At 68.0% G+C, this 13,850-nt stretch carries 11 protein-coding genes and 6 pseudogenes; 9 read left to right on the forward strand and 8 right to left on the reverse strand.

Translation table 11 applies throughout. From position 1 onward, the window contains the following. Window positions 1-292 precede the first annotated feature (292 nt). Together ACFYZZ_RS26190 and ACFYZZ_RS26195 are read left to right on the forward strand one after the other, a co-directional pair. Window positions 293-765, forward strand: a pseudogene (locus tag ACFYZZ_RS26190) (transposase family protein); the annotation flags it as partial. A 170-nt stretch (window positions 766-935) separates the two neighbouring features. Then, entirely contained in the window at window positions 936-1,637 is a 702-nt protein-coding gene (locus ACFYZZ_RS26195; RefSeq protein WP_389180490.1) for a 2-phosphosulfolactate phosphatase, read from the forward strand. Window positions 1,638-1,918: 281 nt separating this feature from the next. Here ACFYZZ_RS26195 and ACFYZZ_RS26200 read toward each other — a convergent pair whose 3' ends face one another. Further along, a complete protein-coding gene (locus ACFYZZ_RS26200; RefSeq protein WP_389180493.1) occupies window positions 1,919-3,124 on the reverse strand; it encodes a HEAT repeat domain-containing protein in 1,206 nt (401 codons plus the stop codon). A 353-nt stretch (window positions 3,125-3,477) separates the two neighbouring features. Beyond that, entirely contained in the window at window positions 3,478-3,684 is a 207-nt protein-coding gene (locus ACFYZZ_RS26205) for a hypothetical protein (protein WP_389180496.1), read from the reverse strand. Between the two features lie 379 nt (window positions 3,685-4,063). On the opposite strand from ACFYZZ_RS26205, the pseudogene ACFYZZ_RS26210 reads away from it, so the two are divergent. Together ACFYZZ_RS26210 and ACFYZZ_RS26215 are read left to right on the forward strand one after the other, a co-directional pair. Further along, window positions 4,064-4,213, forward strand: a pseudogene (locus tag ACFYZZ_RS26210) (ATP-binding protein); the annotation flags it as partial. A gap of 50 nt (window positions 4,214-4,263) precedes the next feature. Then, window positions 4,264-4,791, forward strand: coding sequence for a GNAT family N-acetyltransferase (locus tag ACFYZZ_RS26215; protein WP_389180499.1), 528 nt, complete (start codon window positions 4,264-4,266; stop codon window positions 4,789-4,791). Between the two features lie 110 nt (window positions 4,792-4,901). Here ACFYZZ_RS26215 and ACFYZZ_RS26220 read toward each other — a convergent pair whose 3' ends face one another. After that, complete coding sequence (locus tag ACFYZZ_RS26220) at window positions 4,902-5,054, reverse strand: hypothetical protein (protein WP_389180502.1); 153 nt, start codon at window positions 5,052-5,054, stop codon at window positions 4,902-4,904. Between the two features lie 466 nt (window positions 5,055-5,520). Between ACFYZZ_RS26220 and ACFYZZ_RS26225 the strand changes: the two genes are divergently transcribed. After that, a complete protein-coding gene (locus tag ACFYZZ_RS26225) occupies window positions 5,521-6,039 on the forward strand; it encodes a hypothetical protein (RefSeq protein WP_389180505.1) in 519 nt (172 codons plus the stop codon). 116 nt (window positions 6,040-6,155) lie between these two features. On the opposite strand, the pseudogene ACFYZZ_RS26230 reads toward ACFYZZ_RS26225, so the two are convergent. Then, window positions 6,156-6,370, reverse strand: a pseudogene (locus ACFYZZ_RS26230) (IS5/IS1182 family transposase); the annotation flags it as partial. Window positions 6,371-6,662: 292 nt separating this feature from the next. On the opposite strand from ACFYZZ_RS26230, the gene ACFYZZ_RS26235 reads away from it, so the two are divergent. From ACFYZZ_RS26235 to ACFYZZ_RS26250, 4 genes and pseudogenes are all read left to right on the forward strand, one after another. Continuing rightward, window positions 6,663-6,830: a hypothetical protein gene (locus ACFYZZ_RS26235; RefSeq protein WP_389180507.1), complete on the forward strand. Its 168-nt coding sequence runs from the start codon at window positions 6,663-6,665 to the stop codon at window positions 6,828-6,830. Window positions 6,831-7,567: 737 nt separating this feature from the next. Continuing rightward, window positions 7,568-8,401 (forward strand): PIG-L family deacetylase, encoded by an 834-nt coding sequence (locus ACFYZZ_RS26240; RefSeq protein ID WP_389180510.1) that lies wholly within the window; start codon window positions 7,568-7,570, stop codon window positions 8,399-8,401. Window positions 8,402-8,919: 518 nt separating this feature from the next. Continuing rightward, window positions 8,920-9,775: pseudogene (locus ACFYZZ_RS26245) on the forward strand (helix-turn-helix domain-containing protein); the annotation flags it as partial. A gap of 78 nt (window positions 9,776-9,853) precedes the next feature. Then, on the forward strand, window positions 9,854-10,393 hold the full coding sequence (locus tag ACFYZZ_RS26250) for a GNAT family N-acetyltransferase (protein WP_389180513.1): 540 nt from the start codon (window positions 9,854-9,856) through the stop codon (window positions 10,391-10,393). Between the two features lie 47 nt (window positions 10,394-10,440). On the opposite strand, the pseudogene ACFYZZ_RS26255 reads toward ACFYZZ_RS26250, so the two are convergent. From ACFYZZ_RS26255 to ACFYZZ_RS26270, 4 genes and pseudogenes are all read right to left on the reverse strand, one after another. After that, window positions 10,441-10,680, reverse strand: a pseudogene (locus ACFYZZ_RS26255) (IS5/IS1182 family transposase); the annotation flags it as partial. Window positions 10,681-10,776: 96 nt separating this feature from the next. Beyond that, window positions 10,777-11,187, reverse strand: coding sequence for a PPOX class F420-dependent oxidoreductase (locus tag ACFYZZ_RS26260; RefSeq protein ID WP_389180516.1), 411 nt, complete (start codon window positions 11,185-11,187; stop codon window positions 10,777-10,779). Between the two features lie 551 nt (window positions 11,188-11,738). After that, window positions 11,739-12,953 (reverse strand): phosphotransferase family protein, encoded by a 1,215-nt coding sequence (locus ACFYZZ_RS26265; RefSeq protein WP_389180972.1) that lies wholly within the window; start codon window positions 12,951-12,953, stop codon window positions 11,739-11,741. 351 nt (window positions 12,954-13,304) lie between these two features. Continuing rightward, a pseudogene (locus ACFYZZ_RS26270) lies at window positions 13,305-13,791 on the reverse strand (transposase); the annotation flags it as partial. Window positions 13,792-13,850 lie beyond the last annotated feature (59 nt).

A 13,850-nucleotide genomic window follows, 5' to 3' on the forward strand; every position in this document is an offset into this window, starting at 1 on the left:
GGTACGGTCACCGGGTGGAGTCGAAGAGGTCGAGCGAGTGCCCATCGTGCGGGGCTGGTGTGTGCCCTGATTACCTGGTCGGGCGGTGTCTTGTACGTCTGGTCGCGTCGTGGCACCTGTCTGGTACGGAAGCTCCGTCCGGCGGCCTCAAATACCGGCCGGCTCGCGCTGGAGATCACCTTCGACTCCGGCCGCGTGCGGTGCAACACCTGGTCCGGTGAACTCCGCCTGTCCAGCAAGTGATCGGCGCACCAGTACCTGCGGGAACCGTGCGGATCTTGCCGCGGCTGGTGTGATCACGACGTCGCAGCCTTCCTGGACAGCCCCGTTCACCGGGCTGAGCCCGCACTGCTTCGGCAAGTTGGTGACGATGCTGCGGCGTGAAGGGGCGAACACGGTCCGCAGGGATCGGCCGTGGAGCCTGATGTTGGAAGACCGGGTGCTGCTGCTCGCGGCCTACTGGCGCACCAACTTGACGCTACGTCGGCTCGCCTCGCTGTTCGGGGTCTCCGAGTCCCCGGCCGACCGCATCATCAACCACCTCGGCCCCCTGCTCGCCCTCCGGCCCCGCAAGCGGTTCCGCAGGGGCACCGTCTCATCGTGGACGGCACCCTGGTGCCCACCGGCGACCACTCGGTGGCCGAAAAGTCGAAGAACTACCGGTACCCGACGAATCACCAGGTCGTCATCGACGCCGGCAGCCGGCTCGTCGTTGTGGTCGGTAAGCCGGTGCCCGGCAACCGTAACCACTGCAAGACATGGGATCTCCTCGCGGAAGTCGCGCTGTTCGTCCTCCGTCGAACGCCCCAGCCCCGCGTACTTGATCAGCCGCCTTTGCGACGCAGGCAGCCGGAGGTGTTGCATTCCGAGACCGTCGCCGTGATGTGGATCACTCACTGGTCGCTTCGGGCCGGGCGTACGTGATCATGATTGGAATGGACACTCGTTTCGTTGGCATCACTGAGCTGGTCGAGGCCCCGTCCGTGGCGGTCGTAGTCGACGTCATGCGTGCTTTCACCGTGGCTGCCTGGGCCTTTGCCCAGGGGGCGGAAAAGATCGTTCTTGCTGAGTCGTTGGACGACGCTCTGGCACTCAAGGCTCGCCACCCGGAACGGGTGGCGCTCAAGGACGGTCCGCCCGCGCCTGGGTTCGACATGGTCAACTCGCCGGGCATGCTGCGGTCTGTTGACCTTGGCGGACGGACTGTTGTGCAGAAGACCACGGCAGGGACGGTCGGCGCCCTTGCGGTCAAGGACGCATCGCTGGTGCTGTGCGCCGGCTTCGTAGTGGCGGAGGCAACGGCTCAGGTCTTGCGGACACGCAAGAGTGACAGTGTCACGTTCGTGGTCACTGGCGAAGATGGACAGGCCGATGAAGATCTGGCGTGCGCTCAATACATCGCTCGGAGAGCCACCGAGGCCGGGACGGATGCTGCTGAGTTCCTCCGCCGCGCTGCCGAATCGCGCGCCGCCGCCGAGCTGGCGGAGGGTGTGCGCCGAGGAGTCCATCCTGATGATGTTGCACTCTGCCTTGAGCTGGACCGGTTTCCCTTTGCCATGGTGGCGGCCCCTGAAGACTCGCTCATGGTCCTGCGTCCGTGCGCCGTGCCTTCGCTGGCCGACGACGCTTCGATCTGAAATGCGAGAGCCGGGATCCGGTCGGGTATGCGGCATCAGCGTCTGGAGACGTTGCTCGAATTCGACGCGGAGGTGCGCGTAGGTGCGGGTGCCGTAGAAGGCGGTGCGGTCGAGGCCCGCTTCGCGGGCGAGGGTCTTGACGTCACACCTTCCGCCAGGCGGAACTCTCGCCCGCGGAGGAGCGTGCACTGATGATCGGCACTCCGGCACAGACGCCGCCCCCAGCGTCGGAGGCGATGTTGTCGTCCACCGTCGAACCGGAAAGCGTGCAGTCGCTACCGTCAAGTTCTGTCGGGCCGGTTGCGGGCCTTGTAGTGCCAGTGAGCGGACACGCGGTGGTCGTGTTCGAAGCCGGGACCGAGCGGACCTACTTGTTCGTACGCGCCATCAGTGCGCGGGCCGTTGCGGACGGCGAGGGCGTAGGCCGCCTCCAGCCGCAGATTCTGATCCTCCTCGTCCAACAGGGCCGCGAGAGCATCCATGACGGCGGCCGTCCGGTCGTGGGAGCCGGAGAGAGATGCGGCGGCACGGCGCCGGACGTCGGGGTCCGGATCGCGGAGCAGGGTGAGCAGGCTCTCCCGGGTCGCCGGGGTCAGATCGCGCTGGTGGGCGAGGACTTGGGCGACGACGTACCGGACCCCGGAGTCGGGGTCCCGCGCCAGGGCGAGCAGGGTGGCGGCGGACTCGCTCCGTGGGGTCCGGATCAGGCAGTACGGCACCTCGCGGCGCACGCGCCGGTCCGGATGGTCGGCGTAGTGGAAGCCCATGGCCTCTTGGTCGGGGTGGTCGTATTCCGTATAGACGTCCAAGACCCTGGCGAGCACCTCGCCATCCGGCTCGTCGAGCGCCCACTGCGCCAGGAACCCGACGTCCTGCGCGGTGTCCGGACGGACGTGGTGGTTCGCCTGGAAGTGCCGGGACCACAGGACGCTGGCAAGCAACCGACGGTGGACGGGAGCGGGGTGGTGGCGCAAGGCCGCCAGGTCCGACCAGGCCTGCGGGCTCTTGCGGAAGGCGAGGGCGTAGCTGACGGTGGACCAGTTGGCATGCACCTCGCCCGGGTGCGGGACGGCTCGTGCCACCAGCTCCGCCACCGGCAGCAGGAGGCCGAACGCCCGCTCCAGATCGGTGAGGACGCCGCTGTGGCCCGCCCGGACGGTGAGCCCGCCGAGGGAGACCTCCTCGATGTCCGTGTACTCGTCGTCCTTGACCAGGCGCCGGGTGGCCGGACCCGAGGCCCCCGTGCGGCGGCGTAGTTCCTCGGCCTCCCCCGTCTCGTACCAGTCCCGAGCGAGGTCGAGCAGCCGCTTTCGCTCGGCCTCAGCGATCCGCAGCCGCGGGTCCTTGCCGAGCACGGCGCCGACCGGCGCCGGGGAGCCGAGGTCGACGGCCCGCAGGAGAGGTGTTGTACCGTCCGGCAGCACTACGTCCGAATCGGCGCCGCTGTCCGTCAGGGTGCCGGCGGTCTCGTGGTCGAACCCGCCCACAGCGGCGCAGAGCAACGGGAGGCCGTCGGGGCCTGAAGTGTTCGGATCGGCGCCGTCCTGGAGACATGCCTGGCGTTGTTCACGAGCCGCGTCGTCAGTTGTTCACGGGTTTGGGAGGCACCCGGATCCACGGTCGGGTGATGTTCACGAGTTTTGACAGCACTGGGGTACTTGCCAGGGCAGCATCGGGATGCTCCTGGTGAAAGGCTGGCTTTAACGGTTCGAGCCGGCCCCACTTTTTCGGCTTGAGGCGGCCCCATTTGAAGATCGACCGGTTGAGAGTTCCGGTGTGAAGTGGCTCCGGCTTCCGGTCCGCAGCGGCCCCGGTCAGGGCCGCTTGGACGGGGCGGGCGTCAGTTGGAGATGTCCGTCTCCAGGCGGGGTTCGCCGTGTCGCATGGCGTGACGCAGTTCGCGCAGGACGGTCCCGTAGGCGTGGATGGCGTCGGCCAGTTCCGGGGAGTCGGGGTTGGCCCCCGAGCCGACGACGTCGCGGAACGTCTTCAAGCGGTTGAACGCCAGGTCCGCAGCGGAAACGACGGTCTCGCGGCCCGACAGCACGAGTCGCTCCCTGACGGCATAGACCTGATGGTTGCCGAAGGCGGCGCGTGCGGCGAGATCCCGCGTCAGCTCGGTCGGATGGCGGCCGTAGGCGACCGCGAACAGCGATTCCTGGGCAAGGTTGAGGGCGGTGAGGAACTCGCCGTAGAGGGCGCGCCTGTGTTGCAGCGCCTGGGTCTGGACCTCGCGGCCCCAGCGGGCCCGGTGGCCAGCAGGGTTGAGCCGACTCCGACAACGGCGCCAAGGAGCGTGGAGAGAAGTGTCAGCCAGTTCACGCGATGACCTTACGAATCGCTCTTGCGGACCTCTGCGAGAGGTCCGCTGATACGGCCAGGTGGCAGCGGCAACCCTTGTGAGGGAACAAGTGCCAGCCCCAGATGGGTGGACGAAGACCTTCACCGATCCCCGTCTCTGCGCGGCCATCGTCGACCGGCTCACCTTCAACGGCGCGATCATCGAGACCGGCACCGACTCCTACCGGCTCGCCAGCACCAGGGCGCGAACGGAGCAGCCTGCCAGGGTCGGTTGATGTCCGTCTGGGCGGTCTGAGGCGGTGGATGATCGACGAGGATCATTGCCATGACCTACGTGATCGAAGCCGCTCGTCCGAACGACTCCGCGAGGTTGGGGCCGTTGGTGCTGAGGGCCTGGCTGCAGACATACCCCAACCCGGAGGTGGGGATCGACGAGGACTGGATCCGTGAGCATCGCGGCTCGTCAGCCACCGTGGAAGGCATCACCCAGTGGCGGGAGTTCATTGAGGCAGCGAACCAGCAACCGGACCTGCTGTTCTGCCGTGTTGTCCGTTCCGAAACCGAGATCGTCGGCGTCCTCTGTGGGCGCCGCGACGAGGTGGTCATCCTCGGACCGATGTATTTGCTGAACCACGTCCAGGGCCAGGGACTGGGTGGCCGCATGATGACGGAGTTCCTCGCCTGGGCCGGAGCCGCACCCGTATGCCTCTGGGTCACTGACTACAACGACAGCGCGGTCCGCTTCTACCAACGCCACGGATTCAAGATCACGGGCGAGCGAGAGCTTTGGCAGGGAAGGCTGCCCAACCTACGTATGACCCGCGAGGTCGCATCCAGCATCAACCACAGCTGAGCTGCACGGAACCAGACCCGTGTTAGCCCGCCGAGGATGCAGGTTTTCGGCGGCCCGCCGCCCCATGGACTGCTGCTATTTCTCGTCAACATCCAGGGGCCACAAGATCGTCAACTGCTGCCCAAACCGGCGGACAAACGCTGCTGCTTGAAGTGAACGAAGCCACATGCCTGTACCGCACGGGAGTCCTTGGCAATCACGGCTGCCACAAGAAGGTCATTCACGTCGTTCGGGTTGCGCAGGTCGTGCTGCGGTGCGGTCATCTTCGCCCCTGGTGATCCGTCGGACAGCACGCTATCCGGCGCCGGGCCCAGGCTGAGCCGATTACTTCGGCAGCGATCTCGCGGAGGCTGACACCACACTCACGAGATATGCACGCATGACACTCGCCTGACCGGGACGGCAGGCACGGGCCACCCCAAGCGGTCGGCCGCGACCAACATCTTCGGTCAGTCGCAAGGGCCAGTCCCCGCCGAAGTTGGTGCGGCAGCTGATTGAGTCGGCGAACGACCCCCTCAGGGGCCAACTCGACCTGGAACAGCACGGCCGGCCGGACGACTCGAGGGCGTCGTCGCCATACGCGTCGCTCAGCGCGTGCTCGCGCCGGCCGCGGCGATCTGGCCCAACCGCAAGACCGGACAGCTCCAGCCGTCGCCAGCTCGGTCGTGGTCCCTAGGGTCTGTCCCGTGGGTCGGCAGGGTCCCCTCTCCTGCCTTCTAGGCTGGCGCCATGGACAACGGGCTCGCTCACGAGGGAAGCGCCTTCATCAACTTTCGGCACTACGTCCGGGATCCGAGGGAGCACGGGTTTCGGTGGGTCGACATCAAGCAGCTCCGCTTCTCTGCGAAGTCCCTGGACGACAGAGGGCTGCTTGCCGCACTGATCGGGCATGAGCAGTTCCGGGACGACTATGCAGGTGGTGGAGTGCTGCCGGACGGGCCCCGGCACGGTCCGTATTGGCTGCGGTTGATCACTCCCGACCTCTACGAGGCCATCAGCCAGGAGAGGGCCGTGCAGATCCTGCGGGAGTGGGTTGATCCCCTCTGGGACCCGCCCTCCGAGCTGGAGGCAGATCTGCAGCGGGAGGTGTTCAACCGCCTGGCTGCGGCCGATGGCATCTACTACCTCGGCGAGCTCGGTGATGAGGCGATTCATGACTGGGGACGTGTGCACGACTGCTTCCACGAGTTCGTGCTCATCGACCGCTCGGCTGGGCAGATCACCCTCGTCGTCGCGGCCGACGACTGAGCCGACCACCAGGGCATCCGCTGCGGTGGCTGAGGTCAGTAGCGGAGCCGCACCCGACGCCCCTGGGTGGGCCAACCATACGAAGGGCTCGCCCTGTCCCGGAGAAGAACGTAGGGAACCTTGATCAACTGTTGCGCGTCACCCCACGGCCCAGGGGTGGCCAGCACGGCCAATGGGCGGCAGCCGCCGTCACTCGCAGATGAATCTTCGTCGTGAGACCACCCCGTGAACGGCCGGGCACCTCATCGGGGCGATGTTCGGCCGGACGACGTCGGCGCCCCAGCGCCCGGGGCAGGCAGCATTGAGCCCCCGCCGGGGGCTGAGGGGCGCGCAGACCGTCGAAACCCGCCGCAGCCCTGCGGCTACTCGACCCGCCGACGAGAACCATCGACCCGAAAGCGCTCTACCTGGCCACGACTGCCGAACTGAGCCGACGATTCGCCCGGATCTACACCACCCTCGGGACGCAGAACCCTCACCAAGGATTCCTCTGCCTTCAAGGCCATCGCCCTACGGCGGCGCGACAGCCACAGCAAGCTCAAGGCTCGCTCAAATCACGCGTATCCCCCGGCCGGCGGGCACATACTCCCTGACAGGCACAAGCATGTACGGGGAGAACGCGCATGACGACCTTGCTCACTTTCATCCGGGACATCGTCTCCGGCCGTCGGCTACTGGCGAAGTACGGCGACCCCGAGGCCCACCGACGCAGCCACGACCGGGATGCCGGCCTCGCCCGCCACTACATCCCGGCGCAGCAGTTCCCCACGTCAGGGCCCGGCGGTCTGTAATCGGAGCGTTGGCAGGAACAGCCGAGCCTGCCACGAGGCCCAGATCGCTCGAGCCCACGGGGCAGGTGGTCATCCACGTACGGCCGCCCTTGACTACGGGATGCTGTCCGTGCGGCTGCGCCGTCCGCTGATCACGCCGTCGACCTCGGCCAAAGTGCAGGCCACACGGGCGGTGGCCTCGGTTGCATACGACTGGGCGACGTCGCGGCGCGGGACGCTACGCCGGCAGTCGGCGTCGGATCGTAGGCGATGACGCTCCATAGGCCCTCGCCAGGGCAGCGAGCGCCTCGCCCGCTTTACGTCGACGCCGGAACGTCTGGTCAGGGAGCGCGATCGGCCGCTGTCCGAACGGAACGCGAACCCCGCATCACGGAGCCGACTGGAGATGGTCCTCCTCCGGCTGACTCCCAGCCCCATGGCGATGTCCTGCAGCAGGTGCCGCCTGCCGCGCCCCGGGCCGGTGCAGCGAGCCGGCGCTCTCGCGAAGGCCAAGGCCGAGGCCGAGGGGTGTTCCGGTGTGCGGCGGGAACAGCCGGTCCGGCCGACGCTGTTGCACCGGCCAGGAGACCGGTGCCACGCGGGCGGGGAACACAGAGACCGAAAGGCTGTCGGGACGTGATCCGGGCTCCTCGGGTCCGCGGTACGCCCGGTCATCCGACATCCGATATTGAGGGGTGACCGCTCATACGTCCGCCGCAGACTCGGACCGAGGCCTTTCCACATAGGAGGACAGTTTCATGAATGACCGGCCCTTGACGCTCATGGCGGTACACGCCCACCCCGACGATGAGGCCACTGGAACAGGAGGTGTCCTCGCGCGGTACGCGGCGGAGGGCATTCGCACGATCCTCGTGACGTGCACCGACGGCGGTTGTGGTGACGGACCGGGGGGTGTCAAGCCGGGCGATCCCGGGCACGAGCCGGCGGCGGTCGCCTTGATGCGGCGTCAAGAACTCGAGGCAAGCTGCGAAGTCCTGAAGGTCAGTCATCTGGAGATGCTGGACTACGCCGACTCCGGGATGATGGGCTGGCCGGCCAATGACGCCCCCGGCTCTTTCTGGCAGACACCTGTGGAGGAGGGCGCTGCCCGGCTCGCGGAACTCTTGCGACGCTACCAGCCCGATGTGGTCGTCACCTACGACGAGAACGGCTTCTATGGCCACCCCGACCACATCCAGGCCAACCGCATCACGATGGCGGCGCTGGCGATGACCGCGCAGACGCCGAAGGTGTACTGGACGACGGCGCCCCGCTCGATGATGCAGCGGTTCGGGGAGATCATGCGCGAGTTCGGTGCGGACGTGCAGGAGCCGGATCCTGCTGAGGCCGCCGCGATGGCCGAGATCGGACTCCCCGACGAGGAGATCACCACCTGGGTGGACACCACCGCGTTCGGCGGCCAGAAGTTCGACGCGCTGGCCGCACACGCCAGCCAGGGCGAGAACATCTTCTTCCTCAGAATGGGCCGGGAGAGGTTCACCGAGTTGATGGGCGTCGAGACCTTCGTACGGGTCCAGGACACCACCGGAGCGGTCGTGCCCGAGAACGATCTCTTCGCAGGACTGCGCTGATCCGCCCGCCCACCGGGGGTCAGAGAGCCCATGGATGGTCCGTGCGGCTCGGTGACGGGCTCGCACACCCGGAGGCTTGTTCACGTGGGTCCCGCTCCGGCGGCCCTTGATCATCAGAGTGGCCCCTGCTCGGTCGCGTGGGGGTTACGAGAACGCCAGTCCCCCCACCCGGGCAGGGCTGTTGAGCGGGAACGTCCGACAGGCCGGGCGGGGATCAACCGGACGGGCTGGCGAGTGGCGTCCACACCGAGATGCGAGCCGCCGCCCCGCACAGCCCGTCCCCGGAGCAGACGCGGGCGCCGGGTCTGTACCGATCAGCAGCGCTGGTGTGGTGACCACCCGTCCGACGCGCAAACCACATGCCGCGCTCACGCACGCATCCGCCGATCGGCAAGATCGCCAGATTCACGCGCGTGAGCCGGCACATTCGCCTCACCGCCACCCTGGCCGACGACAGTGTGCTGGTGACGGACTTCGCCACCTCCGCCGAGACCGTGGAGGACCCGATCGTGCCCGCGGTCACCGTCCCCTGGTACGACCTCACGGTCTGCGGGCCGGACATCGTGCCCTTCGGCCGGTTCCACCTGGAGCCCGGCCACGGCCTCGACCACCTCCCGGGCGCCGACACCGTGATCGTCCCCGGCTGGGCCGACGTCGACGTGATCCCGCCCGCCGAACTGGTCGAAGCGGTGCGCGCGGCCCACGACGCGGGCGCCCGCGTGGCCTCCCTGTGCACCGGCGCGTTCGTCCTGGCCGAAGCCGGTCTGCTGAACGGGAAGCGCGCCATCACCCACTGGGAGCACACCGCCCTCTTGGCCGCCCGCTACCCCGAGGCGGAGGTTGACCCGGACGTGCTCTAGGTGGACAACGGGAGCGTGCTCACCTCCGCCGGCAAGACCGCTGCGCTGGACCTGTGCCTGCACCTGGTCCGCCTCGACCGCGGCTCGTCGATCGCCAACGCCGAACGCCCGCCGCCTGGTCGTCCCTCCGCACCGGTCCGGCGGCCAGGCCCAGTTCGTCACCGCCCCGGTGCCCGCCCAGGACGACCATCCGCTCACCGCCCTGTTCCCCTGGATCATCGAGCGGCTCGACCACCCGCTGACCGTGGAGGACCTGGCCCACCTGGCCCGGGTGAGGTCACGCCACCTGGGCCGCCACTTCCGCGCGGCAACCGACACCACTCCCCTGCAATGGCTGCTCTCCCAGCGGATCCGCCACGCCCAGGAGCTGCTGGAGAAAACTGAAGACAGCATCGACACCGTCGCAGCGGTCACCGGCATGGGCACCGCAACGACACTGCACCGTCACTTCAACCGCACCCTCGGCGTCCCACCGGACACCTACCGCCGCACCTTCCGCTCACGAACCCAGTAGGTGCTGTTCGGGGTTCGGATCTGAGTGGAGTCAAGCGTTCCCCGTTCGGTTGGTTTGACCACCTGTTAGCGTGCGGGGATGGAAGATCTGGGAACCGCGGCCTGGCCGCCTGAGCCGATCAGGACCGAGAGGCTCGTGCTCCGTCAGCCCGAGACCCGGGACCGTGCGGCCTTCATCGAGCTGCTTGCCTCGCCAGAGGTACACACCTACCTCGGCGGCCCCCGGGCGCGTGACGAGCTTGAGCGCGAGACGCCTGAGGTGCCCGAGCGGTGGCCCGGGAGCTTCGTCGTTGATCTCGACGGGTCGATGATCGGCCAGATCCTGCTCAGGAGAGCAACGGGGCACCGTCGCCCGGCTGCCGCAGGGAAGGCCGATCTCGGCTACCTGTTCCTGCCGCGGGCGTGGGGATGCGGGTACGCCGCCGAGGCGTGTGCGGCGGCACTCGGCTGGCTCGCCGGCGCGCTTCCCGGCGAGCCGGTGGTGCTCACCACCCAGACCGCCAACGTCGGCTCGATGCGTCTCGCGGCGAAACTGGGGTTCACTGAGGTAGAGCGGTTCGAGGCTTGGGGCGCCGAGCAGTGGCTCGGCATGAGGTCCCCGGTCACGCCGTCCAGTTGAGTCCCCGGGCGTCACCTCCAGGGGCTCTCGTTTGGATCAGGGGGCGGACCAGAGGAAGATAGGCGGTCACGGGTCGCACGGGGTGAATAAGCCTTGTCCGCAAGGACTACGTCCGGCCTGGTACGCGGACGCCCACGCCGTCGGGGAACGCGCAGACGGGGCACGACGGCGGTGAAGGCGGGCGCGCCACCGGCCTGTCCGGCGGTGAGGACGAATGCCAGATGCCGGCAGTGGGCATCGGCAGCGAGGTGGATCTTCGTGGTCAGCCCGCCACGGGAACGATCGATGGCATGGTCGGCCGCTTCGAACCCATCGACACGACCCAGGCCAGGTCCTCATCGGCGTCGGCCTGGGCCATCAGCGCTGTGAACACCCGCTCCCAGTCAGTCGGCGAAGGTGCCGACCAGCCGCTGCGGGGTGATCCTGACGACCACCCGCACCACCTCCGGCGGTAGTTCCAGGTACTCCTCACCCGCGTCGGGCCCCTCGTACTGCTCGGCCAGTGCGACGGCCAGCTTCCGGCCCAGATCTTCGGCCACCGTCGCGGTACCGCGTACCTCCAGGTATCGCAGCGGGTTGGCCCGGTCGTAGACCGTCAGGCTGACCCGTGCGTCGCGCTCCACGTTGGTGACCTTGCGACGGCCGGCTGCCGAAGAGATCAGCACGTCGTCGCCGTCCCGGGCGACCCAGACCACTGAGGTCTGCGGGCTGCCGTCGGGGTTCACGGTGGCCAGCACCGCGGGATTCACATCGTCAAGGAGCCTGCGGGCGGCATCATTCAACTTGATCGTCACGCCCGCGACCCTAGCCAGGTCGTCAGGCGGCGTCGACCGACATTTCCCCTGGCGGCGCACACGCAGGGCACCCCCGCAGCGCCGCGACCCCGGACCTGATCGGCAGTCACAACCTGACCGTCCTGCAGCGTCCCGCCGACGCGGCCCTGTACGACGACAAGCGCTCCGGCCGTGCAGCCGTCGTCACCGCTGCGCACCTCACGGTGCGGTCCATCAACGGCCGCCGCGCCGGGCGCCAGGGCCGGGGCGTGTGTGTCGGGGGGCGAACCGCGTGAGCGTCCTCACCCTGCCCGAGGGAGATCGTGTATGCGGAGGCGTTCTGACCTGGGGGGACATTGACCTGCGTGTTCCCTGGCCGCTTGCGGTTCGGGAGAGGTGCGGCGATGCTCCCGCCTGATCGCTGGTCTGGTGGTCGGCTCTTGCTCAGTTTGGCAGTCAGCTGGATCCAGCAGCTGAAGTCCCTTGCCTCCCCCTGCGTCGAGCGGCCCCACAGGACAGGACGCGGCACCTCGTGATCAGTCTCGGCCCGGACGACCGACCAGCGTACGACCTCAGGCAAGAAGCGTGGACAGGCGTGCCGCCTGCCGCTCGGCCGTTCCCGGTGGATTGCGGGGAGGGTGAGCGTTCTCGAAGGACAAGAGAAACAACCACACGAGCGCCAGCAGCCTGCGGCATTCCGGCAGCCGCGCGCGTTCGGTGGCGGTCAGGTCGAACAGATCGAGAAACGCCCCTGCATCGAGGGGCGAGCCTACCCAACTGGCCACGTGTTCCGTAATCTCCGCCAGCTCGAAGGCCCGGTCACTGAGACCGGAGTCCTCGAAGTCGACGACATGCACGCGAGTGCCGTCCCACAGATAGTTGGCGAGATTGCCGTCCCCCGGACCGAAAACCATCGGCACGTCTGGCCGGCTGGTTCGTTCCATGCCTGAACGGGCCAGCCATGCAAGACCGCGGTCCATGGCCTCGCCCACCTCATCACTGACTCGCGGGCGAACCTGCGGCACCCAGGCGTGGATCCGGGTGATGAGTTGATGCTGCTGGCCAGGCCGGACCGGGACCTCAGCCAGGACTTCCGCCGGCACAGCCGCATACAGCTCGCTCGCCGCCGCGGCCAGAGCCTTGAGCTGCCGATCGCCGAGCGGCACTCCTCGCAACGGCTCACCAGGCACGCGCGACATCACCACCACCGGATCCTCCGCCGCACAGTCCACGCTTTGAGGGACCGGGGCCAAGCCCGGTGCATACGCGGCGAGCAACGTCAGCGCGCGCCACTCCCGCTCGCACGCTCCGCGGCTCTCAGGCCGGAACCTCTTGATCACGCTGTTGGACCGGAGCTCGACAGAGTGAGTACTCCATACAACGGAAGTCATGAGACGCGATCTTCCCAGAAGGCGCGTGGTCACAGGCGCCTTACAACGGCTAACACTATGAGGAGAGTGGGAGCCGATCACCATGTCTGGCACGGTAGTTGAGCGTTCGATCTGGTGTGGGGACGATGCCGTGGATCGCGACGGATGAGCTGTGGGACCGATCAGCCGTTCGTGGTCGGCTCGGAGGGGCGGCACCTGGTACTGCGGTGCCTCACACTCGCCGGGACCTCCAGGGCAACGAGCGACTGTCACTGACGTCACCCGCGGGACGGGTGCTGGCGAACGGACGTTACACTCCGTGGCCCGCGAGAGTCCTATGTTCGTCGTTTGATCGCCTGGGGGGGCCATGCACCGTACCGCCGCTATCGTCTTCGTCACCGCCGTCTGCCTCGCCATTTCGGCCTGCACGACGGAGACACCAGGCGCCCACACCCCCGTACAGCGGACAGACACAACGGCCTCTCCTGGCCCCGAGGCGAAATTCACTGTCGGCAGCGGCAGCAGTCGTGGGAGCGTGCCCGTTCCGGACCTTGCTGGTCAGAATCTGCAAGCTGCCCTGGACGAAGCACGAGCTGCCGGCTTCCAGTCGATCCGCATGTACGACGTCCGAAGTCGTGGGCGCAAACCGTCCGTTGCTCGAAGCTGGAAGGTCTGCACCCAGGTGCCCGGCGCGCTGGGGAGGGCCAGCACCGACACTGCGATCCTTCTCGGTGTCGCAAAGCGCGGGGAAAGCTGCTTCGACGACAACTAACGGCCTACAACGGCCGGCACCGTGAGCCGAGTTGCTGGTGGGCGTATCAGGCAGCAGGCGAGTTCGAGGAACGCTTCGTGGATGTCGGTTCGCCGTTCCGCGCGGGTCCGCAGGCGTCGGAAGCCGTGCAGCCGGGCGAAGGTGCGCTCGGCCCTCTGACGGTAGGTGCCCCGGCGAGTGCCGTGCCGGGTCCCGCGGCGGGCGATTGCGGCACGATGCCCCGGGCGCGGACCTGGTTGCGGTAGACGTCGTGGTCGTAGCCGCGGTCGGCGGACAGGGCATCCGGCCTGCAGAACGGACGGCCGATGCGGCCGGGAACGGGCGGGATCGCGTCGAGCCGGCCCTGCCCCGGTCGACCGGCGACGGGCTCGTGCAGCTCCCTCCCCCTTTCAACGCCCTGACGTGGGAGGCGTCCACCACACAGCGGGATTAGTCGAGCCGGGATGCGGCGTTGAGCCCGGGCCGGAGCGCCTCGTGCAACGCTGCCACATGTCGGCCTCCCCGCAGCACGTAGATGATGCCGACCGCTTCAACACCGTGCT

It is taken from the genome of Streptomyces sp. NPDC001816 (genome assembly GCF_042892235.1).
GTDB lineage: Bacteria > Actinomycetota > Actinomycetes > Streptomycetales > Streptomycetaceae > Streptomyces.